Annotated in this window: 21 protein-coding genes and 3 pseudogenes; 7 read left to right on the forward strand and 17 right to left on the reverse strand. The window is 60.1% G+C overall.

Annotated features, from left to right (window positions below):
* Positions 1 to 109: 109 nt before the first annotated feature.
* From R2601_RS22880 to R2601_RS22910, 7 genes are all read right to left on the reverse strand, one after another.
* Positions 110 to 1,099, reverse strand: a complete 990-nt coding sequence (locus R2601_RS22880; RefSeq protein ID WP_040545928.1) for a TAXI family TRAP transporter solute-binding subunit — start codon at positions 1,097 to 1,099, stop codon at positions 110 to 112.
* A 310-nt stretch (positions 1,100 to 1,409) separates the two neighbouring features.
* A complete protein-coding gene (locus tag R2601_RS26265) occupies positions 1,410 to 1,937 on the reverse strand; it encodes a MarR family winged helix-turn-helix transcriptional regulator (protein WP_229678654.1) in 528 nt (175 codons plus the stop codon).
* A gap of 386 nt (positions 1,938 to 2,323) precedes the next feature.
* The gene (locus R2601_RS22890) at positions 2,324 to 3,358 is read right to left on the reverse strand and encodes a 2-hydroxyacid dehydrogenase (protein ID WP_007803182.1); all 1,035 of its coding nucleotides are present in this window, start codon (positions 3,356 to 3,358) and stop codon (positions 2,324 to 2,326) included.
* Complete coding sequence (locus tag R2601_RS22895; RefSeq protein ID WP_040545931.1) at positions 3,358 to 5,127, reverse strand: thiamine pyrophosphate-binding protein; 1,770 nt, start codon at positions 5,125 to 5,127, stop codon at positions 3,358 to 3,360. Before R2601_RS22895 ends, R2601_RS22890 begins: the two co-directional genes overlap by 1 nt.
* A gap of 132 nt (positions 5,128 to 5,259) precedes the next feature.
* Positions 5,260 to 6,111 (reverse strand): carboxylating nicotinate-nucleotide diphosphorylase, encoded by an 852-nt coding sequence (gene nadC, locus R2601_RS22900; RefSeq protein WP_007803184.1) that lies wholly within the window; start codon positions 6,109 to 6,111, stop codon positions 5,260 to 5,262.
* Positions 6,112 to 6,237: 126 nt separating this feature from the next.
* Complete coding sequence (locus R2601_RS22905) at positions 6,238 to 7,716, reverse strand: aldehyde dehydrogenase family protein (protein WP_007803185.1); 1,479 nt, start codon at positions 7,714 to 7,716, stop codon at positions 6,238 to 6,240.
* A 56-nt stretch (positions 7,717 to 7,772) separates the two neighbouring features.
* A complete protein-coding gene (locus tag R2601_RS22910) occupies positions 7,773 to 8,531 on the reverse strand; it encodes an IclR family transcriptional regulator domain-containing protein (RefSeq protein ID WP_008335451.1) in 759 nt (252 codons plus the stop codon).
* Positions 8,532 to 8,636: 105 nt separating this feature from the next.
* On the opposite strand from R2601_RS22910, the gene R2601_RS22915 reads away from it, so the two are divergent.
* From R2601_RS22915 to pcaF, 3 genes are read left to right on the forward strand one after another with little or no spacing between them, the layout of a single operon-like run.
* Positions 8,637 to 9,356 (forward strand): 3-oxoacid CoA-transferase subunit A, encoded by a 720-nt coding sequence (locus R2601_RS22915; RefSeq protein ID WP_007803187.1) that lies wholly within the window; start codon positions 8,637 to 8,639, stop codon positions 9,354 to 9,356.
* A 17-nt stretch (positions 9,357 to 9,373) separates the two neighbouring features.
* Complete coding sequence (locus tag R2601_RS22920) at positions 9,374 to 10,051, forward strand: 3-oxoacid CoA-transferase subunit B (protein ID WP_008335453.1); 678 nt, start codon at positions 9,374 to 9,376, stop codon at positions 10,049 to 10,051.
* Complete coding sequence (pcaF, locus tag R2601_RS22925) at positions 10,048 to 11,247, forward strand: 3-oxoadipyl-CoA thiolase (protein ID WP_007803192.1); 1,200 nt, start codon at positions 10,048 to 10,050, stop codon at positions 11,245 to 11,247. The genes R2601_RS22920 and pcaF overlap by 4 nt, the downstream gene beginning before the upstream one ends.
* A 5-nt stretch (positions 11,248 to 11,252) precedes the next feature.
* Here pcaF and R2601_RS22930 read toward each other — a convergent pair whose 3' ends face one another.
* The 6 genes from R2601_RS22930 to R2601_RS22955 all read right to left on the reverse strand — a co-directional run bounded on the left by R2601_RS22930 (position 11,253) and on the right by R2601_RS22955 (position 16,470).
* Positions 11,253 to 11,753: a LysR substrate-binding domain-containing protein gene (locus R2601_RS22930; protein ID WP_311135730.1), complete on the reverse strand. Its 501-nt coding sequence runs from the start codon at positions 11,751 to 11,753 to the stop codon at positions 11,253 to 11,255.
* On the reverse strand, positions 11,746 to 12,537 hold the full coding sequence (locus tag R2601_RS22935) for a TniQ family protein (protein WP_007803196.1): 792 nt from the start codon (positions 12,535 to 12,537) through the stop codon (positions 11,746 to 11,748). Before R2601_RS22935 ends, R2601_RS22930 begins: the two co-directional genes overlap by 8 nt.
* Positions 12,534 to 13,058, reverse strand: coding sequence for a TniB family NTP-binding protein (locus tag R2601_RS22940; protein WP_007803198.1), 525 nt, complete (start codon positions 13,056 to 13,058; stop codon positions 12,534 to 12,536). Before R2601_RS22940 ends, R2601_RS22935 begins: the two co-directional genes overlap by 4 nt.
* Positions 13,059 to 13,164: 106 nt before the next feature.
* On the reverse strand, positions 13,165 to 13,956 hold the full coding sequence (locus tag R2601_RS22945) for a TniQ family protein (RefSeq protein WP_008335465.1): 792 nt from the start codon (positions 13,954 to 13,956) through the stop codon (positions 13,165 to 13,167).
* The gene (locus tag R2601_RS22950) at positions 13,953 to 14,834 is read right to left on the reverse strand and encodes a TniB family NTP-binding protein (RefSeq protein ID WP_024099410.1); all 882 of its coding nucleotides are present in this window, start codon (positions 14,832 to 14,834) and stop codon (positions 13,953 to 13,955) included. Before R2601_RS22950 ends, R2601_RS22945 begins: the two co-directional genes overlap by 4 nt.
* 1 nt (position 14,835) lies before the next feature.
* Complete coding sequence (locus R2601_RS22955) at positions 14,836 to 16,470, reverse strand: TnsB C-terminal domain-containing protein (protein WP_024099411.1); 1,635 nt, start codon at positions 16,468 to 16,470, stop codon at positions 14,836 to 14,838.
* Between the two features lie 145 nt (positions 16,471 to 16,615).
* On the opposite strand from R2601_RS22955, the pseudogene R2601_RS26550 reads away from it, so the two are divergent.
* From R2601_RS26550 to R2601_RS22970, 3 genes and pseudogenes are all read left to right on the forward strand, one after another.
* Positions 16,616 to 16,780: pseudogene (locus tag R2601_RS26550) on the forward strand (IS110 family transposase); the annotation flags it as partial.
* A 312-nt stretch (positions 16,781 to 17,092) separates the two neighbouring features.
* Positions 17,093 to 18,024, forward strand: a pseudogene (locus R2601_RS26270) (IS5 family transposase).
* Between the two features lie 149 nt (positions 18,025 to 18,173).
* The gene (locus R2601_RS22970) at positions 18,174 to 19,613 is read left to right on the forward strand and encodes a hypothetical protein (RefSeq protein ID WP_024099412.1); all 1,440 of its coding nucleotides are present in this window, start codon (positions 18,174 to 18,176) and stop codon (positions 19,611 to 19,613) included.
* 346 nt (positions 19,614 to 19,959) lie between these two features.
* Here R2601_RS22970 and R2601_RS22975 read toward each other — a convergent pair.
* From R2601_RS22975 to R2601_RS22990, 4 genes and pseudogenes are all read right to left on the reverse strand, one after another.
* A pseudogene (locus R2601_RS22975) lies at positions 19,960 to 20,484 on the reverse strand (IS110 family RNA-guided transposase); the annotation flags it as partial.
* A gap of 59 nt (positions 20,485 to 20,543) precedes the next feature.
* Positions 20,544 to 21,395 (reverse strand): TniQ family protein, encoded by an 852-nt coding sequence (locus tag R2601_RS22980; RefSeq protein ID WP_081731462.1) that lies wholly within the window; start codon positions 21,393 to 21,395, stop codon positions 20,544 to 20,546.
* Entirely contained in the window at positions 21,332 to 22,210 is an 879-nt protein-coding gene (locus R2601_RS22985) for a TniB family NTP-binding protein (RefSeq protein ID WP_007803215.1), read from the reverse strand. The genes R2601_RS22980 and R2601_RS22985 overlap by 64 nt, the downstream gene beginning before the upstream one ends.
* A 90-nt stretch (positions 22,211 to 22,300) precedes the next feature.
* Positions 22,301 to 23,233 (reverse strand): IS5-like element ISRhba5 family transposase, encoded by a 933-nt coding sequence (locus R2601_RS22990; protein ID WP_007803217.1) that lies wholly within the window; start codon positions 23,231 to 23,233, stop codon positions 22,301 to 22,303.
* A 251-nt stretch (positions 23,234 to 23,484) separates the two neighbouring features.
* Here R2601_RS22990 and R2601_RS22995 point away from each other — a divergent pair, with 251 nt between their 5' ends.
* Entirely contained in the window at positions 23,485 to 24,327 is an 843-nt protein-coding gene (locus tag R2601_RS22995) for a hypothetical protein (RefSeq protein WP_007803218.1), read from the forward strand.
* Positions 24,328 to 24,364: the final 37 nt, after the last annotated feature.

Consider the following 24,364-nt stretch of genomic DNA (forward strand, 5'->3'; position numbering starts at 1 on the left):
ACATGACGTGACATCTCACGTAGCCACCGCGGGGCATTGCTCTGTGCAGTCGATGAGTGGGCCGGCGCGTGTCGTTGCAGCGCGCGCCGGCCGGATCGCGGGATCGACCTTAATTGAGCAGACCCAGTTCTTTGTAGGCACGCTCCGCACCAGGATGGAACGGCAGCGTGGTCTGCGACGTCAGAAGTTCCGGTGTGAGCGCCTGCATCGCCTTATGCACGCCGCGGATCTCGTCGATATTGGACGCGATGCTCTTTGCGAGCATGTAGCCAGTTTCTTCCGGCAGTACATCGGAAGTGATTACCATCGCACCCAGTGCGAGCGTGACGACATCTTCGGTCTGGTTCTTGTAGCTGTCGGCTGGAATTGTGAACGTGCCGGTTCCGAAACGCTCGTTGGTCGCAGCGATGATGTTTTCGGGAACGCTGAGCAACACGACGTGATTGCCCTCGTCAACTTTACGGAACGACGAATGTCCGATGAAAATGCCGTTGATCACCATATCGGTGCGGCCGTCTGCAATCAGATCTGCTTGCTGTGACGAACCACCACGGACAAGCACGCCGCCATTGGACTCGATCGTGGCTTCGTCGTAGCCCGCCTCTTCGAGCATGAAGGTCGCGATGTTGGCGACGATGTTCCCGGCATTGTTGTTCGCAACACGGATCGCCGCGCCGGACGTCGCGAGGTCGTCAATGCTGTCGATGCCATATTCTTCGGCAAGAGACTTCTTGATGAAGAAGTGCATCGGCGCCCAGTTGTACATGTAGCCGATGGCTTGAAGGTTCTCGATCGGCGCGTCAAACGGTTCGTCCCCTGCGAGGGCCAGCTTGATCTCGGCATCATGTGCCATCCCCAGGTCGGTCCGTTCACGGCCCAGAAGGCCGATGTTCGCAAAGCCACCACCGGTGGCCTGATAAGTCACCACGCCGCTCGGGTCATCCGCCTTGACGGCACGGTCAATACCAGCGCCCAGAAGCGACCAAAGCCCCGAGGGATTGCCGCCTGAAAGGGTCACATTAACGCTTTCTGCGGAAGCAGCGCTCGCAAGAACCGCGAGGCCGATCGATGCGGCAACGGCTTTGATTGGAAATTTCATGTCTTCCTCCCTGTTTTCAGTAGACATCTAATATTAGATATCTATCTTTAATGCTAGTAGTCTATCCACTCGCACCCGTCAACCCTGATTGAAGTCGAGACTATTGTTCAGCGAAAGCCACTCAAGTCATAGTTCCTGACGCGGAACACGCCGAAGCCGTGTGTCCGGCGTAGGTGCTTTGTCGTGACGCACTATCAACCCGTGGAGCCCCGGAGCAGCAGGCCTCAAACCCCCGCCCCCATAGGCTCTCTATGTCCGCAACCGCCATTGAATGGCCCGCGCCGGACACTCGGCACGCATGGCTCGCGATTCAGTTTGCTGTGTTGCCCTTGGTCGGGGGAACACGGACCCCTCTGGCGGCCGCATCCTGTTCGTCATTTTCGAGGTTCCGGATCATCACGGCAAGTGCGTGTCGCAAGTCTTCCTGAGCTTTCTTGGACAGTCCCGCCATCGCTGCATCGTTCACTTCGAGCGCCAGAGGTTCGAGAACGTCGCGCAGCTCCAAGCCCTTCCGCGTCAGAAACGCGTGCTGGCGCCGTTTGTTGCCCTCGACGTTGCGTCGCTCTATGAAACCCAATTCTTCCATTTTGATGAGCGCGGTGTGGGCGGTGGGTTCGGTGAGATGCGCCCGGTCGCTCAGTTCGCGTTGCGACAACCCGTCTTCCTGCCAGAGGATGCGCAGGAAAATCCACTGACCGAACGTAACATTTTCCGTTTGCAGTCGAAGTTGAAGCGCCCGGTTGAACCCGCGGGCCGCCAGTCGTACCAGCCGGGCCATGCGCTCGTCGGGTTGGACAGGTACGTGGCTTGATTGCTTTTCTTTCATCGCATCGCTCACGGCCTGTCTCCACACATGGTTTTTATCCAAACAGCGCGCCCGCCCGGACTTGATAGCTAAGAACTCCAGAGTTGTGGCGCGCGCAACATAGGTGCCGAGCCTTGGTACAAAGTCAAGACATGGAAGCCGGGGTGCCTATCGTTGGGCCCGAGTATGGACTTTCTTCCGGGGTGGTTTTGCCCCTGTGTCGGGATTGTGCGCCGGTTGCTTTCCAGTACGCGACCATCATGCGCCGACACCTGCCTTGCACCACTGTGCCGCACAGCGCCGGGCAACCGTTGTGTAACGCCTCCGGCAAACCCGGCGCGGTTCACGGCCATTCAATAGGTGCAAGGAACATAGGCTCTGCAGTTCGGCTGTGCACACCGTTCGCGCGGAGGGGTTGGTCAGTTCAGATCGTTCAACTTTTGTCGCCAGCGTTCCACCACATCGGGGTTCCTGACATATGTCGGCAGATCACCTTTCATGATGCGTGTTGCGTTTTCGACGAGGACGTCGGGCATGACCGTGTAGAGATCAATGGTGTGGCCCAGGATATGCGGGGTGAGGATCACCCGGTCGAGGCCGCGCAGCGGGTGGTCGGCGGGCAGCGGTTCGGTTTCCGTCACGTCCAGCCCCGCACCGGCCAGGTGTCCTGCTGTCATCACCCGCACCAGCGCATCCTCGTCAATGAGACCCCCGCGCGAGGTGTTGATCAGAACCGCATTTGTCTTCATCGCGCGCAGTTCCGCCTCGGCAATCATGCCTCGCGTCTGCGCGTTGAGCGGCACATGCAGGCTGACCACATCGGACGTGGTCAGCAGCGCGTCGCGCTCCACCAACCGTACGCCCGCGGGTGCGGTGTCAGGTGTCAGGAACGGATCGTGCACCAGGATCTGTGCCGGCTCGAACGCCAGCAGTCGCTCGATCACCCCGGCCCCAATCCGGCCAGACCCGATCAGGCCGATCGTCCGGCCCCGCACCATCCGCGCATACATCTGCTGCGGCCGGCCCGCATTTTCGCGTAGCAGGCGTTCGGATTCATGCAGCCGGTACAGCAGCACCAGCATCAGCATCACTGTCGCCTCTGACATCGCCAGAAAGTTCTCGGGCGTTGCACCATTGGCCACGATCAGACCACGCGCGGCACAGGCCTCCAGATCGACCGCATCCACCCCGATCGTCGGAAAGACCAGCGCCCGCAGCCGTGGTGAGGCATCCAGATCCGCCTCGCTCAGCCGCGACCGCGAGCTGGCCACGATGATATCAACGTCCGACAGCAGCGCCTGCCGTTGCTCTTCCGTCAGCCGCAGCGGAACACCCGGGGTGATCTGGGGGCCGCGAACGACCTCCCAGCCTTCGGCCCGCAGCCGATCCGTTGCGGTGTCCAACACCTCTTCCAGCACAGGATCCTGCGCAATATAGATCTTCGGGGTCATCATCAGTCGCTCCGCGTCAGGCCAGCGACCATGTTGGGGTTATACCCCGGCTGGACACGTGCATCGATCACTACGCTCTTGCCCGCGCGCACCATCTCGACGCCCTGTTTGATCGCCTCGACCAGCTCGCCCGCGGTAAAGACCGGGCCGATCCCTTCGCAGCCCTGCGCCCGCGCAACTCCGGCAATGTCGATATCCGGATCACCGATACGCTGGCCGATCCACTTGTTCTCGACCGGGCGGTTGCGGGCCACTGCCACGCGTTCCTGGTGCACCTCGTCATTGTAGAACGAGCGATTGTTCGACACCACCGCCAGGAACGGAGTGCCATAATGCGCCGCCGTCCAAAATGCCGAGGCCGCCATCATGAAGTCGCCGTCCCCAAGAACCGCAACAGGCAGCCGGTCGCTGTCTTTCAGCGCCAGCGCCGCCCCGATCAGCATCCCAGGACCCGAGCCGATCCCCGCGCCGCCATCCGAACCCAGGAAGTCCAGCGGATGACGGAAGTGCCACGCCTCGCCCGCCCAACCCAACGGCCAACGCACAAAGCTGGCACAGACACCTTCCAAACCTTCGCCAAGCGCCCCGGCCAGCGTCATGATATCAAGCTCAACATCTGCATCGGGGGCGTTCAGCGCGGGTTTGACCGGCAAATCACCGGGCATCTCGCCCGCCCCTACACCCAGGGCATCGGCAATCGCATGCATCGCAACATCCGGGCCACAGGCCAGGTGCAGATCCAGCGCAGGCAGCGCCTGATGCTCCATCCCCCAGCCATTGTGCAGCTGATAATCCAGCGACGCCTGGATCACCTGCGCCGTCACTTCGCCCGCCAGTTTCAGCGTACCCGCGACATCCAGCCAGTCCAGACTCAGGATCACATCGGCCTCGCGCAGCACCGCGCCCGCCGCGTCGTCGATGAAGAAGGCTGGTTTACCCCGATGCCGCGGGTGATCCGTCGGGAAAGACGCCCCGATCCGGATATCCGTCAGAACCTTCGCCCCCAGCCCCTCGACAAAGGCCACACGCCGCGCCCAATCCGCCGGATCGCGCGACACCCGCCCCGCCAGCACCACAGGCGCCTTGGCGTTCTTCAGCAGGTCCGCCGCACGTGCCACGCCTTCGGCCGAAGGAGCCGCAGGCAAAGGCGGCTGGTAACGCGCAAAATCCGGCAGCGCCGGGGCCTGCGCGTGCTGCTTTTCCTGGATCGACACATCAAAGTTCACATAGGTCGGCCCTTTCGGCTCGCTCCGCGCGATCACATCCGCACGCAACATCGATTCCAGCGCCGCCTCCATCGAGCCAGGCTGATCGTCCCATTTCACATAATTCCGGATCATCGACGCCTGGTCACGGCAGGTATGGAGCCAGTCAATCCAAGGACGCCGCAGCGCCGCATCAACCGGCCCCGTCGCACCATAGATCAGCACAGGAACCCGATCACACCATGCGTTGAAGATCGCCATCGTCCCATGCATCAGACCCACGTTGCTGTGCAGAATCACCGCCAATGGCTCCCCCGTCACCTTCGCATAGCCATGTGCAATCGCAACCGCATGCTCTTCGTGCAGACACAACAGCATCTGCGGATCTTCATTACCAAGGTGGTTCACAAGGCTGTCATGCAAACCCCGAAAGCTCGACCCAGGGTTCAGCGCAACATACTTCACCCCCAAACCTCGCAACATATCCGCAAATACATCGCTACCCCAAACTCCCAAACTATCCGACGATACTGGGCGCTCAACCTGATACAGCCTGTGCTCTGTCATGTGTTTTGGCCTTTCCTTATGAAGTGTTGATGCAGCAGCGCCCCATTTTGAAAGGCGTACGCAATAGGTATTTATTGCCCGCCGAAAGGGCGGGCATTTTGCATTTCAGACGGTCTGGAGCGGTTCAGAGGATCAGAAATCCAAACCGAAATCGACGGTCCCCGCCGAATGGGTCAAAGCACCGGAGGAAATATAATCCACATTTGCCGATGCGATTTCGCGCAAACGGCCAAGGGTCACATTCCCGCTGGCTTCTGTCTTCGCCCGCCCGTCAATGCGCTTTACGGCTTCGGCCATGTCTTCGGTCGACATATTGTCAAACATGATGACATCTGCGCCCCCGGTCTGAAGCACCTCGTCCAACTGATGCAAACCGTCGATCTCGATCTCGACCACGACCATGTGACCCACATTTCGCTGAACGGCTTCCAACACCTGTTTGATGCCACCAGCCGCTGCGATATGGTTGTCCTTGATCAGGATTGCATCGGACAGGGAAAACCGGTGATTGTGGCCGCCGCCATGCAAAATCGCGAGTTTCTCGACAAGCTTCAGCCCCGGTGTGGTTTTGCGTGTACAGGTGATACGTGTCTTGGTACCCGCAAGTTCCTGCACATAGGACGCTGTCAAAGTTGCCGTCCCGGACAACCGCCCGGCAAAGTTCAGGGCAACACGCTCTGCGGCAAGGATCGACGCCGCCGATCCCTCTATACGCATCAAGGTATCGCCCGTTTTGCAGGCCGTACCATCCGCGACAACAGTCTCGACAATAAGATCGGGATCAATCAGCCGAAACGCCAGAGAGGCCACCTGCATCCCAGAAACAACCGCGTCCTGCCGTGCACGCATTTGCGCCTTGTAGCGCGTGCCTTCAGGCAGAACGGAACGGGTTGTCACGTCGCCTGCTGCACCCAGGTCCTCCACAATGGCGTTCCGAACCATAGGTTCGAGGATGATATCGGGGACGTTCGCAACATTGCTCATTATTTTTCAGATCCTTGTCGGTTTGCAGAAAGGGTAGGAAGGGATGGTCTCATCCCGGCCAAAGCAATCAATAAAGAAAAAGCTTTTGGATCCCAGACCCCGTTCGCACATTACCTCTGCACCGGGTTACTGACCCGACAGATTGATATGCACATTCTTTTCATGGGTGAAGGAAATCAGCTCGCCAATACCTTCTTCGCGCCCGATACCCGATTGTTTGACCCCACCGAACGGGGCACCAAGGAAATGCCGGCCAACTTCGTTAACCCAAACAAACCCGGCCTCGACACGAGCAGCCGTGCGATGAGCCGTAACCAAGTCCCGAGTCCAAATTGCGCAGGTCAGCCCCAGCTCAAGTGCGTTGACCTCGTTCAGCATGGAATCTTCGTCCGACCATTTGCGGACCGCCAGAACTGGCCCGAAAATCTCTTCGCGAGCGATACGCATCTGCGGCGTTACATCCGCAAAAATCGTCGGCGCGATGAAGCTTCCCTGTGCCAGCGCACCTTCGGTCACCGCATGGCCGCCGGTTACGGCACGCGCGCCTTCGCTCATGGCGGATTCGATGAAGTCCATGATCCGATCGAACTGTGTCCGGCTGACGATCGCCCCCATCGTGGTCTCCGGCTCTGTCGGAATGCCTGGCTTGTACCGTTCGACAGCCGCTTTGAGATGTGAGATGACCGCATCGTGGATGTCTACATGCAAGAAAGCGCGGCTCGTCGATCCGCAAGATTGCCCGCACCAGCCGAAATTCATGCCGCCGACGATCGCATCGGCGATCTTCTTCGGATCGCTGTCCGGATAGGCGATCAGCGCGTTCTTGCCGCCGAGTTCGAGCAGCACTGGTTTGACGGTGTCGCTCGCGCTGCGCATCACCGCCCGGCCCGCGGGTACGGAGCCGATGAGTGTGACCTTGGCGACGTCGGGATGTTCGGCCAGCCCAGCTCCTGCCTCGACGCCGCCCGGCAGAACATTGAACGTGCCTTTAGGCAGCAGGCCATCGATGAGCTCCGCCAGCCGCAGCGAAGACAACGGAGCCTGAACCGGCGGCTTGATGATGACGGCATTGCCTGCGGCCAGAGGCGCTGCCATCTTTCCGCCGCAGAACATGAACGGATGATTAAAGGCAAGAATCCTTGCAACCACGCCCATCGGCTGGCGTAGGGTCATGTTGATGCGCTCTGGTCCCATAGGGATCGTATCACCCTTCATTTCGGTCACAAGACCGGCGAAAAACTCCATCTGCGCTGCCGCAATCGCGGCGTCGCCGCGCATTTCAGTATAGGGGTTGCCACAGTTTGCAGCGTCCATCATCGCCAGTTCATCGCCATGCTTTCGCAAGAGATTTGCGATTTCCTTCAGGATACGTGCGCGTTCCAGCGGCACAACATCCCGCCATACCTCGAACCCTTCTTTCGCTGCCGCAACCGCCGCATCGACATCGGCGCGACTTGCCGTCGCAACCGACCCGATCCGCTCGCCGGTTCCTGGGTTGAAAGTGTCTTCGTACTTTCCCTCTAGTGGCGGCACCCATGCGCCGCCGTAGTAGAGATGGGCTGGTTCTTGAAGAGAGAGCTTCGCGTCTAGTTTCAGATTTTCCATCTAAGGTATCCTCCCGGCTTGAGGCCCTAATAACTTAGACTTCTAAATAATGTCAATCAGAGAACCCGCCCGAGGGCCGATTGGACGCCAAGCAAGTGCGGCAAGTATGTTTCAATCGTCTGCTTCGGTGTCCAGCCGGCAGACGACAAACCGATATTGAGAGCAGCGACGGTCAAACCCTTGCGATCATTCAGCGGAACAGCGATTGACCGTAAACCCGTTTCCACTTCCTGGTCCACAAACGCATATCCGTCCTCTCTCGCAGCATCGATCCGGCACAAGGTCTGAACTGGGTCGAGTATTGAGAACTTGGTCCGCGGGGTAAGGTCCGAGCGTCTGACAAGCAGGTCAGCCTCTTCGCGAGGCAGCGCAGCCAACAGAACCCTTCCCATCGAGGTGCAATGGGCGGGGAGTCGTGACCCAGGCATGAGCCCGATGGACATCACACGTTTCTGCGCCGCGCGCGCGATATACACGATCTCGGTCTCATCGAGCAGTGCCACGGAACAGCTTTGACCAATTTGCTCGGAGAGTTGGTCAAGCCAAGGTTGGACAATCTGCGAGAGCGGTAGGGAAGCAAGTGCGGCCACTCCGAGCCGTAGGATGCGCGGGGTAAGAGTAAAAAACTTACCGTCATAGTCGGCGTAACCTTCGCGGTGGAGCGTCAACAGTACGCGTCGCGTAGCAGCGCGATCCAAGCCACTGGCGACGGCAGCTTCGGATATCGAAAGACGCGGGGATGTGGGTCCGAAGGCTTCGATCACTTTCAGCCCCTTGGCGAGCGAGGCGATGTAGTCGGTGGGATTGTTCAACATGCGAACGTTGATATACACATGTTGAAAAAAGATCAATATATGAACATTTTACTCGCTACGGCGGTAATCTAGGGATATTTCGAAGTGAATGTAAGGAGGATCCTGATGAACAAAACATCGCCCAGCCTCGCTGACGCGGTTGCGGATATCCCCGATGGCGTACAGGTTATGATCGGTGGCTTTGGAGGCTCCGGAGCCCCGATCGAACTGATCCACGCTTTAATCGACCGCTTTCGTGCCACCGGCAGCCCCAAGAATCTTACCGTGATAAACAATAACGCGGGAAACGGCGCGATCGGAATCGCCGCGATGATCAAAGCGGGGATGGTCAGGAAGATGATCTGCTCTTTCCCGCGCAGCTCCAACGCCGAGGCATTCAACGAAAAATACCTGGCAAGCGAAATCGAGCTCGAGTTGATCCCGCAGGGTACATTGGCCGAACGCATTCGCGCGCGCGGAGCAGGCATTCCCGCTTTTTATACGCCAACTTCTTTTGGTACCGAGCTTGCCGAAGGCAAGCCGACAGAGACGTTCGACGGCAAGATGTACGTGCAAGAGTTGTGGTTGAAGGCCGACTTCGCCCTGATCAAAGGCCATGATGGTGACGAGACCGGCAACCTTACCTATCGTTTGGCTGGCCGGAACTTCAATCCGTTGATGGCGATGGCTGCCGATCGCACGATTGCGCAGGTCTCCAACCTCCGCGCACCCGGCTCCATCGATCCTGAGGCGGTAGTTACCCCCGGAATCTTCGTCGACAAGATTGTCGAGGTTCCCGCGCCTCAACAAGAAGAAGTACTCGTGCGTAGGGGGGTGGTCTACTGATGTCCGGTTTCAATTTAATGGAAGACAAACTGACGAACGCGCAGATCGCGTGGCGTGCCGCTCAGGATATCGAAGATGGTTCCTATGTGAACCTCGGTATCGGATTTCCCGAGATGATCGCCAAGTTCCAGCCCGATGGCCGCGATGTAACCTATCATACCGAGAACGGCGTGCTGGGATTCGGAAAAGCCCCTGCGGAGGGACAGGAAGACTGGGATCTTATTAATGCGGGCAAAAAGGCGATTACATTGAAGCCCGGTGCATCCTTTTTCCATCATGCCGACAGCTTTTCGATGGTGCGCGGTGGCCACCTCGATCTGGCCGTTCTTGGCGCGTATCAGGTCGCCCAGAACGGCGATCTGGCGAACTGGCGCGTAGGCACCAAAGGCGTGCCGGCCGTGGGTGGAGCAATGGACCTTGTGCATGGGGCCAAGCGTGTGGCGGTTGTAACTGACCATGTAACCAAGGATGGCGGCCCGAAACTGGTCGAGGCCTGTACTTTCCCGCTGACAGGCGTCGGGTGCGTGACCCGCGTCTACACCTCTCTGGCCGTGATTGACATCGAAGATAGCAAATTCGTGCTTCGTGAAAAACTGCCGGGCATCACTTTGGACGCCTTGCAGGCGGTGACTGGCGCGACGTTGCACATTGTTGGCGAAGTTGCCGAACTCAATGTTCCCGAGGGAATCTCATGACTGACGTATACATATGCGACTACATCCGCACACCAATCGGCCGCTTTGGCGGTGCGCTTTCCTCCGTCCGCGCTGACGACCTTGCCGCGATTCCGCTTCGGGCCATTGCCGCGCGCAATCCGGGCCTCGACCTTGCCGCGATCGACGAGGTGATCTTCGGCTGCGCCAATCAGGCTGGCGAAGACAACCGCAACGTCGCCCGCATGGCGCTGCTTCTCGCAGGCTATCCCGAGACGGTGCCGGGTACGACGATGAACCGACTTTGCGGCTCGGGTATGGATGCGGTCATCACTGCAGCTCGGGCGATCAAATCCGGCGAGGCCGAGCTGCTTGTCGCCGGAGGGGTAGAGAGCATGTCGCGCGCGCCATTCGTGATGCCCAAGGCCACCTCCGCCTTCTCGCGGGCCAATGAGGTCCACGACACCACTATCGGCTGGCGTTTCGTTAACAAGCTGATGAAGGAAAAATATGGCGTCGACAGCATGCCCGAGACGGCAGAGAATGTGGCCGAAGATTTTGGCATCTCGCGCCCCGATCAGGATGCCTTCGCCTTGCGCTCGCAGCAGAAAGCGGCCAAAGCCCAAGTCAATGGCCGTTTGGCCCAGGAGATCGTGCCGGTTACGATCCCGCAGCGCAAAGGTGATCCTCTGGTCATCGACACCGACGAGCATCCGCGTTCCACGACTACATACGAAGGCCTGAAAAAGCTTCGGCCCTTCGTGAAAGCCGATGGCACTGTGACAGCGGGCAACGCCTCTGGCGTGAATGACGGGTCTGCCGCTTTGATCCTTTCGACGAAAGAAGCTGCCGAAAAGCATGGGCTTAAGCCGATCGCCAGAGTGCTCGGCGGGGCGACCGCCGGCGTGGCGCCGCGCATCATGGGCTTCGGCCCGGTTCCGGCCTCGAGAAAGCTTCTGGCGCGTCTTGGCCTGCGCCAAGAGGAGTTCGCAGTGATTGAGCTTAACGAAGCTTTCGCCTCGCAGGGCCTCGCCACGTTGCGTAATCTTGGGATTGCTGATGATGACGTGCGTGTGAACCCCAATGGCGGGGCAATCGCGTTGGGTCATCCGCTGGGCATGTCGGGTGCGCGGATTACTGGCACCGCGATGCTTGACCTCAAGCCTGGTGAGAAATCGCTATCCACCATGTGTATCGGTGTAGGACAGGGTATTGCTATTGCGCTAGAAGCCGTCTGACTGGCTCAACGACGGGCGCAATCCTCTTCAACCCGCCGGTGTAGAAGCCGCGCCAGCAGATCGGCATGGCTGTCTTCGTCGAACGTGAACTTGCGTGTCAGACCTACCGCCCCGGCCATGTAATCCGACTTTAGATCGAGCGCAGCAAGGCTGCCGCGCGCAATTTCCCGCGCCACGACGCCGCGCGAGATGAACCAGAGCATCTCAGAACCTTCGAGAAGCGTTTGCGCCGCCGGCAGGGCCACCGTCTCGAACACCGGTGTGAGATCGGATAACCCCATCGCGGCAAGGTATTGATCCACGCTCTGACGGATGATCGCGCCAGGGTTGGGCAGGATGAGGGGATAGCGTAGCAGAGCGTCGGTCACCGGCAGATCCAGCGCTGGATGTCCGGCGCGCGCCACCAGCAAGATCGGCTCGTCATAGAGATACTCGAAAGACAGGTGTCGCGTTGCCCTTAAATCTGAGACACGACGCGTTCGGGGATATTTTTTGCCCTTAATTATGAGATTCCACTGCCATCGCGCCTATGCTTTTCGCGCGCTGCCGGGCGATGTAATCGACCGCGGCAAGCAGACGTGGCTCCTTATCGAAGGCGCGCAATAGAGCAACCCTTGCATAGTCGTCGATGCCGGAGCTTGAGATGGCCGCTTTGACCAGTGGACGGGATTGGGCTGCATCAATTGCAGCAAGGCAAAACAGCCTTACTTCCAGCCTGTGGCCCTGAAGAGCGTATAACGGATCTCCGCGGAAGGCCTTTAATGATATGGCAAAGGTGACCGCGCGCATTGCGCGCCGAAATTGCTTGGAGCTGCGTAATCGCGCGGCGTATTCAAGCCGCGCGGCGCCGTTGCGCGCACGATTTATCAGCTTTTCGGGCATCTGTTCGCCACTGGCCTTGCCGAGCGTCGGCACAAGTCTCGTCCCACAAACCTGGCAGTCGAATGCCCAGGCTCGCCTCCAATGCTTGAGCGAAAGGCCCTCTCTGGAACATTGCAGGCAATGCTGGAATGGTATCTGGGCCGTCAGCGAGGCTTCTCGTGTCGTCATTGCTGGGAAGGTCAAAGATCGCACAACATCTGGGTCAATCCGTGCGGCGTTGGCAATCTTCGCCGCCGCAGCCGCGTCGACGTTGAAGTTCAAGGCGGTGCCATGCGCGGTATCGATTCTGAGATGAGCCAGTAGTTCCGCATCATCACAGTAGTTGGCCGCCGCCAGCCTAGACAACCAACCTGACAACAACTCGTCGGGCAGCGGCGCGACAGTCTTGGGCAGCGGGTGCGGCTTCACACCCCGGACTTCTCGAGCCGCCGATGGGGGTTCGCATGGCGCGACCAAACCGGCGTCCATTTTGCGATTGCGTCATCGGTGATGCATTCATCACCTGTGACAATGGCGTCGATGGAAAGATCCTTGATCAGGGCGAAGATGCGCGAGGTCACCCCGCCGGTCAGCGCAAGTATCTGCTTTAGTGACTTGACCTTCAGATTGGATTTCTTCTCGAGGGGCATTGCCGCGATGAGTGTCTGGATCATGTCCGAGAACTCGGCGTCGTCGCGCCAGTTTGGAAGGTGATGTTCGTCCAGCCGCCTGGCAAGCTGGATATCACCACGGATGGCATCGACGGCCTCGCTGACCCCCAGGCAGACCAGCGACACTTCGAGTTCATTGCTGAGATACCGCAGAACATTGAGAAAGCGGCGCTGTTCGCGGTGGGTCCCGGCCAAGAGGTTGTGGACTTCGTCGATCATGATCATCCGCAGGCCAAGGTCGCGCAAGAGCGCGACGACACGGACTTCGAGGGAGGCCACATTTTGAGCGCGCGCGCTCAGTGCCGTGGCCGGTGCCCCGACGGTCGCCAGGTGTCGCGTTGCCCTTAAATCTGAGACACGACGCGTTCGGGGATATTTTTTGCCCTTAATTATGAGATTCCACTGCCATCGCGCCTATGCTTTTCGCGCGCTGCCGGGCGATGTAAACAACCGCGGCAAGCAGACGTGGCTCCTTATCGAAGGCGCGCAATAGAGCAACCCTTGCATAGTCGTCGATGCCGGAGCTTGAGATGGCCGCTTTGACCAGTGGACGGGATTGGGCTGCATCAATTGCAGCAAGGCCAAACAGCCTTACTTCCAGCCTGTGGCCCTGAAGAGCGTATAACGGATCTCCGCGGAAGGCCTTTAATGATATGGCAAAGGTGACCGCGCGCATTGCGCGCCGAAATTGCTTGGAGCTGCGTAATCGCGCGGCGTATTCAAGCCGCGCGGCGCCGTTGCGCGCACGATTTATCAGCTTTTCGGGCATCTGTTCGCCACTGGCCTTGCCGAGCGTCGGCACAAGTCTCGTCCCACAAACCTGGCAGTCGAATGCCCAGGCTCGCCTCCAATGCTTGAGCGAAAGGCCCTCTCTGGAACATTGCAGGCAATGCTGGAATGGTATCTGGGCCGTCAGCGAGGCTTCTCGTGTCGTCATTGCTGGGAAGGTCAAAGATCGCACAACATCTGGGTCAATCCGTGCGGCGTTGGCAATCTTCGCCGCCGCAGCCGCGTCGACGTTGAAGTTCAAGGCGGTGCCATGCGCGGTATCGATTCTGAGATGAGCCAGTAGTTCCGCATCATCACAGTAGTTGGCCGCCGCCAGCCTAGACAACCAACCTGACAACAACTCGTCGGGCAGCGGCGCGACAGTCTTGGGCAGCGGGTGCGGCTTCACACCCCGGACTTCTCGAGCCGCCGATGGGGGTTCGCATGGCGCGACCAAACCGGCGTCCATTTTGCGATTGCGTCATCGGTGATGCATTCATCACCTGTGACAATGGCGTCGATGGAAAGATCCTTGATCAGGGCGAAGATGCGCGAGGTCACCCCGCCGGTCAGCGCAAGTATCTGCTTTAGTGACTTGACCTTCAGATTGGATTTCTTCTCGAGGGGCATTGCCGCGATGAGTGTCTGGATCATGTCCGAGAACTCGGCGTCGTCGCGCCAGTTTGGAAGGTGATGTTCGTCCAGCCGCCTGGCAAGCTGGATATCACCACGGATGGCATCGACGGCCTCGCTGACCCCCAGGCAGACCAGCGACACTTCGAGTTCATTGCTGAGATACCGCAGAACATTGAGAAAGCGGCGCTGTTCGCGGTGGGTCCCGGCCAAGAGGTTGTGGACTTCGTCGATCATGATCATCCGCAGGCCAAGGTCGCGCAAGAGCGCGACGACACGGACTTCGAGGGAGGCCACATTTTGAGCGCGCGCGCTCAGTGCCGTGGCCGGTGCCCCGACGGTCGCCAGGATGTGCAGATAGAACCGTCGTTCGTCGGGAGCTGGTGGTGCTTGTAACAGTAACAGCGGCGTTCGCGTAATTCCCGATGCTGGGTCATATTCCGGTGCATATCTGCGCGAAAGATTGCGGGCGATCATCGTCTTTCCGATCCCGGACGCGCCATGCACAAGAAGGCCAGGCATACGGGTTTGCCTTGGCGCTTCGATCATACACTGCAAACGGTCCAGAACTTGTTCGGCCCGCGGAAAGCCAATCCAGATATCCGATTGAATGAGGGTGATCCGACCGTCTTCCTCTGTTTTTCCTGCCCTCAATTCACCATCTCTCCACCTTGAACAATGGGCGCGATGTATCACCCGTATCGATCGCGCGCAGCCCTTCGGTTGTTGAGACGGCCGAGTTGGCGCCCTCCAATGTCCCTTTTCTTTCACGGGATCGGCGTTCGGCCCTCGTCAGGCTCCGGCTTTCAGACTCGATTTGGCGTTGCTGTCGGATCAGCTCAGCCAGGACCAGCTCATTGGACCCGGACTTGCCAAGGGCACGGGCATTCCTCATGGCTTCGCGATATTCCCAGAGCGACACAGGCGGAATTTCCAGGTTTCGGTACCGAGCTTCGACGTATCGGTCATTATCCAGTTCGACCCAGATCACCGAGAGGTCGCGAGGGTCGTAGCGGACGACCACCTTTCCATCCCCGCGCCCGATGTGGCCTGCAAGCGCATCGGACCAGTACCGTATCTGGAACAGATGGATGCCGTCACGCCTGACCTTGCGCAGTTCACTTGGCAGAAAGCTCACCCGAAAGGCTTCAATCTCGAAGGGGATATCGCCCATCATTTGCTCTGAGAGCGCCTCCCATTTGGCAACGGGCGTGCAGCCAAGACTTGAATGAATGCTGTTGTTGTAGCGGCAGATTTCCAGAGCAAACCAGCGATCGAAGTCGCTTAAGGTCATCGTGGCCATGCCCTCGGCGTCATAGTCGCCCTTGGCCACGACCGAGGATTGCGTTGTTCCAGGCAACAGGTGCACGGCCCCCATCATCGTGCCGATCAATCGTTCGATGTGCCCTCCGAAATGAGGACTGCCTGGCGGCCGATAGACCAGATCGATCCCCCATTCTGCACATGCCGACCGAAAGGCATGCGACCGGAAATCGCGCCCGTTATCGACGTGGATGCTATGCGGTTTACCCTGCGCGGGCCAAGGAACATTGCGCACCAATTCCGCCAGAAGTTCCGCCTTGGGGGCCACAGCCTGTGTCAGGCAAAGCGCCACCGACAGACGCGAAGGTGCCTCGAGAGAGGTGTAATATCCGGTCACCATCCGCGTTGCGACGTCGATCGCCAGCGTGACCCAAGGCCGCCCAATTGGTTTGCGTTCAAAACTGTCGACGAGAATGATGTCCGCAGGCGTATGGTCGATTTGCACGACCTCCAGTGGCCGGTTTGCCTTGTTGTCGCCTACGACCGGCGCAAATTTCTGGCGGGCCGCCTTTGCGCCTTCGCGTGCCTTGGCAATTTCACGGGCATCCATTGCATCCAGCCTGCGCTGAACCGTCCGACGTGTCGGCGGTTGCAAGCCCTGCTGCCAGCACGCGCTTCGGATTTCTGTCACGATGCGCGACAGGCTTGGGCGTTCCCGCCGTAAGAAATAACGGCGAAGATGTTCTTCGATCACCGCTTCCACCTTGCCGGATATCAAGGTTGTACCAGTCGGGCGGCCCCGTTTCCGAGAAGCCAGCGCGCTGGTGCGCCCACCCTCTTCGGCCAGACGCTTTATCCAGCGCCAGACAGTCGCCCTGCTGACACCAAGCTCCCAAACGGCGTCATTGATGCCACTTTCCAGACTGCCAGTTCCTTTGAGATATGCCTGAACAAGCGGACGCAGAACGGCCGCCCTGCGCGCCTCCTCAGCACCAGCGGCAACGAAGTCTTCGCGATCATCATCCATCAATATTTGCCACACGAAGCTGCGAACCCTGTCTCAGGTTTAAGGGCAAAAATATCGGATTTAAAGGCAAAATATCATATTTAAGGGCAAAGCAAGGCCGTTGATTTCGTTGGATTTCTCATCTCACAATTAAGGGCTACGCGACAGGCATGTTCATGCCGCTGCCCGGCCGGGCACATGGCTTGGCGAGATGCTGACGCGCAAGCCGCCGATGCTGGTGCGGGTCGCGCTGGCGAACAAAATGGCGCGGATCGTCTGGGCGCTGATGGCCCGAGGCGGCGCCTACCAGTCTCCGACCGCTGCGGCGTAAGCCGTCACTGGTCGCGAGGACGTCGGAGCGGAAGAGGGCAAGGAGACGTTTGGCGCACGGTCGTGAGACGGGATCGGGAGAACCAGAGCGCAACAGAGTGCCATCGAGCACGCGGCTTTGATCTGGACCCGACCTGCGAACACCATACGGGCCCGCGGCGTGATGATGGCCGCAACAGAGGCCGGATACATGTCAGCACCCGACACCGCGCGAAACTGATCCAGAAACCCTCTTGCGCAAGGGGCGGTTATACATGTTGCGCAAATGCTGTGAAGGTTTCACCTTGCGAATCCAGTCTGTTAGTCAGGCTGCATGAGCAGACCCATACCCCCGACCTACAAGACCAGGAACTGGCCAGCCTACAATGAAGCAGTCAAGCGCCGGGGCTCGCTGACGATCTGGTTTGACCCCGAGATGAGCTGGGATGCCGCGCCGACAGGCAGGCGTGGCCGCCAGCAGACCTACAGCGATGCCGCTATCCAGACGTGCCTCTCGATGAAAGTGCTGTTCGGCATGGCGCTCCGGCAGACGACCGGGTTCGTCGAGAGCCTGCTACGGCTGGTCGGCCTGAACTGGACGGTGCCCGACTTCAGCACGCTATCTCGCCGCCAGAAGACCTTGGCCGTGAACATCCCCTACCGCGGCTCCAAGGGGCCGTTGCACCTGCTGATCGACAGCACCGGGATCAAGGTCGAAGGTGAAGGCGAGTGGCACGCACGCAAGCATGGCGGCCCGAAACGGCGCGTCTGGCGCAAGCTCCACCTTGGGATCGATGAAGAAACGTTGGAGATCCGGGCCGTCGAAGTCACCGGGAGCCACATCGGTGATGCGCCCATCCTACCCACCTTCTCGACCAAATCCCGCAGGACCAGGAAATCGGTAGCGTTACGGCTGATGGCGCCTACGACACGCGCAAATGCCACGATGCGATTGCAGATCGCGGTGCCCATGCCGTCATCCCGCCCCGCAAGAACGCGAAGCCCTGGAAGACGATCACCGCCGGAGCCGTGGCGCGAAATGAGGCCCTGCGCGCGGCGAAATACCTGGGCCGCGCGCTCTGGCGACGATGGAGTGGATACCACCGCCGAAGCCGCGTCGAGACAAAGATGCATTGTATCAAGTTGCTGGGCCAGCGGCTCATGGCACGGGACTTCGATCGACAGGTCGCCGAACTCCAGGTCCGCATCGCCGTCCTGAACGGCTACACCGCGCTCGGAATACCCGTCACGGAAGCTGTGGGATAAGTCCGTCCGGGGAAAGGGGAACCTCGGCCTTAAGCCGATTTGTGCATCAGAGCCCTTGACACTAATAATTAGCTATCTATGTTTTTCCCGGCGATGGTTCCCCGGAAGAGGAGCCGGATTTCATCGCTGCATCAAACTGGAGGAAATTCATGTCACGGACAGCCAATTTGGCCGGCCCGCGTTCGCGGACCGGAATGGTGGTGCTTTGCCTCGCTCTGACCGCGGGCTTCGCCCCGCTCGCGTCGGCGCAGGAGCAGCCCGCCTTCAACGAACATGCGGGAACCCTGCCGGACGGGACGGCATGGCTGATCCGCGTGCCCGAGAACTGGAATGGTCGACTACTCAGGGATCTGGATTTCGCCAGCAACGTTTCGGTCGCGTCAGCGGTCCAGCGGTATGACGACCTGCTCGGTCGTGGCTATGCCTTCGCCGGGCTCGCCCGGCACCCGCTGCGCCTGTGGCAATACGATCCGCAGCGTGAAATCCTGAATCTACAAGCTGTTCAGGACATTTTCACGGACCTGGAGCGCGCTCCTGACATGGTGCTGCAATACGGCTGTTCTGGCGGAGGGCTCGACAGCCTCGCTTCGGCCGAGGATTACCCGGACAGGATCGACGGTGCCGCCGTGCTTGCCGCCCATACGCCGGTCTGGATCATGAGCAGTTTCCTGGATGGCTGGTTCGCCATGCAGACCCTGCTGGGCGAAAGCTATGAGGCCGCTGGGCACGGTCCGGCCAGCGATCTCGCCATCGTCGGCCTGCCCAATGCCGGAGCGGGTGGCGAGCGCAGCCTTGACGCGATCCGTGCGTCCTGGATGGCCGCCATCGAAACGGCGGGCGAAAGCCCGGAGGGCCGCGCGCGGCTGGCGCTTGCCTTCGCCATCGGACAGTGGTCGCCGTGGATGGTCGAGGGGACCGAACTACCCGACACCGCGGATGCCGGCGCCATGGCCGACATGATCGTGGCCTCGGCGCTGCGCATCGGCGGTAATGTTGGCGGGTCCTCGCGGCTTCTGTTCGAAAACGCCGCATCGGGGCAGCAACTTTCCGGGAACGAGGGGGTCGACTATGCCGCCTTCTACCAGAATGCCGCACCCGCGATGGCGCGGACGGTTGAGGCGCTCTACGAACAGGCCGGTTTGGACCTTCAGGCCGACATTGCCAGGATCGACGCCGCCCCCCGCATCGCGGCCTCGGATTATGCGCGCGATTTCTGGGCCGCAGACGGGCGCACGACGACCGGCGATCTGCAGGTTCCGGCGATCCGCATCCACATGCTGGGCGACTGGGCCATTCCCTACACGCTGATGGAAGGCTACGGCGCGCTGGTGCAGGAGCAGGGTACCGGCGATCTGTATCGGCAGTCGCTGGTCCAGGGCACGGGCCATTGCGAGTTCACGGCTGCCGAAAGCACGGCCATCGTCGAGACCCTGGTCGAACGGATCGAAACGGGCGCCTGGCCCGAGACATCGCCCGAGGCGCTGAACGCCGCAGCCGAGGCGCTGGAAACCGGGAGCGCCCCCCGGTTCATCGAACACGGTGATTGGCGCGTGGCAGCCTATAACCGGCCCTGGGTTCCGGCAGAATGAGCCGATGGGGAACTGGCGCTGCGCCGGTTCCCCCACAGGTCCGGTGGCGCAAGTCATTGGTGGACCGTCGCCAACGCGCAGTGGGCATCTCTGGCGAGGGCAAGTGTTCCCATGTCTGGACGACCCCTGCTGCGCAAGCTGGGAATTGACGCGCCTATGCCGAAAGCAGTCATGTCTACGGCCTTTGTGGTGCGGTCTAGCCGCTGGCCCAGATGAAGTCCGCGGATCGGGTCCCAATCAAAATTGCGCGCTTTCTGCGCCTTGACCCCCTGGGGTGTCCCGATCCCCGGTTCGACCGGTTTGTCATCTCTTCTCAGCTTCACGCATTCCGTCAGCGGTTCCGCGCTCAGGAGACAGGGGCCGCGTAGATCTCGTTGCGGCGCAGGAGCGCCCAAGCGATCCGGGCAGTCTTGTTGGCGAGCGCGACCGCAACGACTTTCGGTCGCTTGCGTGCTTTAAGCCCAAGCATCCAAGCCTTGCCGGCATCGCCCTGCCTTGCAAAGCGAAGCACCGCAGTCGCGCCGGAAACGAGCAGTCGCCGGATATATCCATCACCCTGCTTGCTGATCCCGGTCTGTCGATCCTTGCCACTGCTTGAGTTCGCCCGTGGCGTCAGGCCTAGCCAGGCCGCGAACTGTCGTGCCGAGCGGAACAGGCTCGGATCCGGAACATTTGCAGCAATTGCGCTGGCGGTGATCGGTCCGATACCGGGAATGGTCGCCAGTCGCCGGCTCGTCTCGTGCGTCCGGTGCCACTCGAGGATCCGTTTCTCCAGGGCCTCAGCCTGATCGGCAATCGCCTCCGCTTGGCAGATCAACGCATGGATGGCAGCCGCAGCATGGTCAGGCAACCGTTCCTGGTTCTCTCGGAAGTGGGTGTCGCCTTGCCCTTAAATCCGAGACACGGCGCGTTTTCCGGCCTTTCTTGCCCTTAAATTTGAGATGAGGTGGCTGAACCGCCGACGCGTAGTCGCATCCGCTGAGCAATCTGGTCGACGGTTGCAAGCAGTCGGGGCTCCTTATCGTAGGCGCGAAGCAGGGCAACTCGTGCGTAGACGTCGATGTCCATGCTGCACAACGCAGCCTTTACCAGTGGACGTGATTGGGCGGAGGCAATGGCGGCAAGGCAGAAGAGCCTTATGTTCGGGCGGGGGCTTTGAAGCGCGAAGAAAGGGTCTCCACATAAAGCTTTGAGTCCCATCGCGAAGGTGACCGCCCGCATGGCTCGGCGTAGTTGACGCGCGCTGCCCGACACCGCGACACGCTCCAGGATCCGTGCCCCCCGGCGGGCACGATCAACCAGCTTTTCGGAGACCGCTGCGCCATTTTGCCTGTCGGCCTTTGGAAGAAGCCGGGCACCACAAATCTGGCAGTCGAACGCCCAGGCCCTACGCCAGTGCCTGAGCTCAAGGCCGCCATCAGCGCAGCTTGTGCAAGCCTGGAACGGCACCTGTGCGGTCAACCGCATCTCTGCTTCCGGCATCGCCGCGAAAGTCATCGACGACACGAACGCTGGATCGAAGCGCGCCGCAACGGAAATCCTATCCGCGGCCAGCATGTCGAGATCAAAATCAAGGGCTGCAGCATATTTTGCGTCGATCCCGATATGGGCGAGCAGGTCTGCTACCTCGCAATGATTGGAAGCGGCCAGTCGCGATAACCAACCAGAAAGCAACTCGTCCGGCACTGGCGTCACCGATATCGGCAGCGGGATACACGTCACGCCCCAGATTTCTCGAGCCGTCGCTGAGCGTTTGCATGGCGCGACCAGACCGGTGTCCATTTTGCGATGGCATCATCAGTGACGCACTCGTCACCGCTGATGATCGCGTCGATGGACAGATCCTTGACCAAGGCAAAGATGCGGGACGTCACCCCGCCAGTTAATGCGAGGATCTGCTTGAGCGACCGCACTTGCAGATTGGATTTCTTCTCCAGCGGCATGGCCGCGATCAATGTCTGGATCATATCCGAAAACTCGGCATCATCGCGCCAATTCGGCAGGTGGTGTTCATCAAGCCGACGGGCCAGTTGGACATCGCCGCGAATGGCATCGACGGCTTCGCTGACACCGTAGCAGACCAAAGATGCCTCCAGCTCGTTGCTGAGATACCTCAAGACATTGAGGAACCGGCGCTGTTCCCTATGCGTGCCCGCAAGAAGGTTGTGGACTTCGTCGATCATGATCATCCGCAGCCCGAGGTCGCGCAAAAGGCCCACGACCCGAACTTCCAGCGAGGCAACACTCTGCGCCTTCAGGCTCAGCGTCGACGACGGGGCTCCGACGGCTGCGAGGATGTGCATATAGAACCGCCGCTCATCAGGAGCGGGTGGCGCCTGCAACAGAAGTAACGGGGTGTGGGTGACGCCCGACTCCGGATCATACTCCGGCGCATAGCGTCGCGACAGGTTGCGGGCGATCATTGTTTTGCCGATGCCGGACGCCCCATGCACCAGAAGGCCAGGCATGCGGGTCTGCCGCGACATCTCAATCAGACCATGCAGCCGGTCCAGCACTTGCTCCGCTCGGGGAAAGCCGATCCAGATGTCCGATTGAATGAGGGCGATGCGGCCGTCGTCTTCAGTTTCTGCCCTCAATTCACCAGCGCTCCACCTTGAACATGGGGCGCGATGGGCGTTGTTGCAGAAAGTCGGCCTGAGTTGTGAGTGCCCCTTTCCCATTCAGTTTCATGCCACGCGGACGACGTGGGCGGTGCCGAGCGCGTTGAAGCGATTGACAAGGGCGACCCGGATGTGGATTTCGGCGGTTTGGCGATCTGGATCCCGCGCGGCGATGCGCTCACCGAAGGCCTTCAGGCATCGCATCTTGGCCTCCACTCGGCTACGGGCGTGGTATCCGGTCCACCGCTTCCAGAATGCCCGACCGTAGTGACGCGTGGCGCGCAGGGTTTCGTTGCGCGCCTTGGCAGCCGGGCAGTCCTCTTTCCAAGCTCGACCGTTCCTTCGGGTCGGTATGATTGCCGTGCCACCGCGTGCGATGACGGCGCCGTGGCAGCGGCGGGTATCGTAGGCACCATCCGCGGTCACGGTGCCGATGTCCTCGTCCTCGGGGATCTGGCCCAACAGGTCCGGCAGGACTGGGCTGTCGCCTTCCCGGCTAGGGGTGAACTCGACGGCCCGGATATCCGAGGTGGCGATATCCATCGCCAGATGCACCTTGCGCCATTGGCGGCGGCCCTGAACGCCATGCTTGCGGGCCTGCCATTCGCCGTCGCCAAGAAACTTGATGCCGGTGCTGTCCACCAGAAGATTCAGCGGCCCTTCGGCACGGCGATAGGGGATCTGCACCTTGAGGGTCTTCTGTCTGCGGCACAGCGTCGAGTAGTCCGGAACGGGCCAGTCTAGCCCTGCCAGGCGCAGGAGGCTCGCGACCATTCCGGCTGTCTGCCTGAGCGGTAGCTTGAACAGAACCTTGAGCGACAGGCAAAACTGGATCGCGGCATTCGAAAAGACCGGCGGGCGCCCTGGGCGTCCCTCATGCGGCGCGTGCCAGGTCATCTCCTTGTCCAGCCAGATCAGCAGCGATCCGCGCTTCCTGAGCGCATCGTTGTAGCTGGACCAGTTCGTCGTGCGGTAGCGGGCGGGCTTGGGCTTGCTCATGCAGATCGTCTAACCGCATGGATTCCCGATGTGAATCCTTCACCGACTGAGTTCTGCAACAACGCCCAGTGCATCACCCAAAAAAAGGGAAACGACGCCAGACCGAGAAGCCTGACGCCGCGCTAGAAAAAAACCCCTGAACACGGTTCTTCTAGCGCAGTGTCCGAACCCCTGCAACCAGCAAAGTGTTTTTGCTGGCAAGAATGTTGTTTGCTCTCGACATGGCATCGTCTCTCTCAGGAGATACGACCATGGAACCAACGACTGGCCTGATCCTAAGGCGGATCACGCAGACAGACCTCTCTGTTTCGGCGCACAAACTGGCCACGCTCATCCTCGACGGAATTGCGTGGAAGGACGGGTATAACGGCCTGCCCCGCGGCACGGCTGCCTTCACCCTGTCCTCTCTGGCAGCGAAGATGGGCGTCTCGCGCCAGTACCTGAGCGTTCTGCTGAGTGAGCTTGAAACTTCTGAACTGAAGCTTGAGCGCGAGAAGTCGAACGGCAAGTTCGCCCCCTGGCTCTTCCGCTTCGCGGCCTTTGACGACGGCGAACAGACCCACGATCTCGTGTCAGACGGAGACGACACATCACTATCTAGAGAAGAATCTAACAAAACTATATTCACAGGACAGATCAACATTGACGGTTGCTCGAACGTGTTCCGAACATGCTGGGCCGAGCTGATCAAGGCCGCGAAGAGCGCCCTACCCTGCTGGAACGTCGATACGCAAGTGATCTGGGAACGCTTCCTTGCCTTCAACCGGGCCCGTGGGAACAGCAAGGTTCCGGCCGGTTTCCTGCTCGGCTTCATGCGCCGGTGGCGCACCTCGCTTGGAGAAGCGACGCGCCCACCGGCTCTCCCCGCACCACAGCCGGTTCAAGAGCCACGAGAGCGCGAGCTGCACGAACAGATCAAGGCTGCGCCAAGCTCGAACCGCCAGTTTCACGCGTCAGACCTGTGTCGCGTCATAGGGCAAGCGGCGTACGATGCGCGCATTGTCGCCGTGATCCGGCAGTTCGGTTGCCCGAGGTTCACTGCTACGCTTGCAGTCCACGGGCGTGCAGTCCTGGCGGGCGAAATCTCGCGGTGATGATGGATCGGGTGCCACAACTCTGGCCAGAACGTAT

The sequence above is a fragment of the Salipiger bermudensis HTCC2601 genome (assembly GCF_000153725.1).
Lineage (GTDB): Bacteria > Pseudomonadota > Alphaproteobacteria > Rhodobacterales > Rhodobacteraceae > Salipiger > Salipiger bermudensis.

Excerpts from the sequence above, each read along its gene's own strand:
- R2601_RS22880 (WP_040545928.1), bottom strand. The coding sequence starts at position 1,099 with ATGAAATTTCCAATCAAAGCCGTTGCCGCATCGATCGGCCTCGCGGTT.
- R2601_RS22890 (WP_007803182.1), bottom strand. The coding sequence starts at position 3,358 with ATGATGACCCCGAAGATCTATATTGCGCAGGATCCTGTGCTGGAAGAG.
- R2601_RS22895 (WP_040545931.1), bottom strand. The coding sequence starts at position 5,127 with ATGACAGAGCACAGGCTGTATCAGGTTGAGCGCCCAGTATCGTCGGAT.
- nadC (WP_007803184.1), bottom strand. The coding sequence starts at position 6,111 with ATGAGCAATGTTGCGAACGTCCCCGATATCATCCTCGAACCTATGGTT.
- R2601_RS22905 (WP_007803185.1), bottom strand. The coding sequence starts at position 7,716 with ATGGAAAATCTGAAACTAGACGCGAAGCTCTCTCTTCAAGAACCAGCC.
- R2601_RS22910 (WP_008335451.1), bottom strand. The coding sequence starts at position 8,531 with ATGTTGAACAATCCCACCGACTACATCGCCTCGCTCGCCAAGGGGCTG.
- R2601_RS22915 (WP_007803187.1), top strand. The coding sequence starts at position 8,637 with ATGAACAAAACATCGCCCAGCCTCGCTGACGCGGTTGCGGATATCCCC.
- R2601_RS22920 (WP_008335453.1), top strand. The coding sequence starts at position 9,374 with ATGGAAGACAAACTGACGAACGCGCAGATCGCGTGGCGTGCCGCTCAG.
- pcaF (WP_007803192.1), top strand. The coding sequence starts at position 10,048 with ATGACTGACGTATACATATGCGACTACATCCGCACACCAATCGGCCGC.
- R2601_RS22955 (WP_024099411.1), bottom strand. The coding sequence starts at position 16,470 with ATGGATGATGATCGCGAAGACTTCGTTGCCGCTGGTGCTGAGGAGGCG.
- R2601_RS22970 (WP_024099412.1), top strand. The coding sequence starts at position 18,174 with ATGTCACGGACAGCCAATTTGGCCGGCCCGCGTTCGCGGACCGGAATG.
- R2601_RS22980 (WP_081731462.1), bottom strand. The coding sequence starts at position 21,395 with ATGGACACCGGTCTGGTCGCGCCATGCAAACGCTCAGCGACGGCTCGA.
- R2601_RS22990 (WP_007803217.1), bottom strand. The coding sequence starts at position 23,233 with ATGAGCAAGCCCAAGCCCGCCCGCTACCGCACGACGAACTGGTCCAGC.
- R2601_RS22995 (WP_007803218.1), top strand. The coding sequence starts at position 23,485 with ATGGAACCAACGACTGGCCTGATCCTAAGGCGGATCACGCAGACAGAC.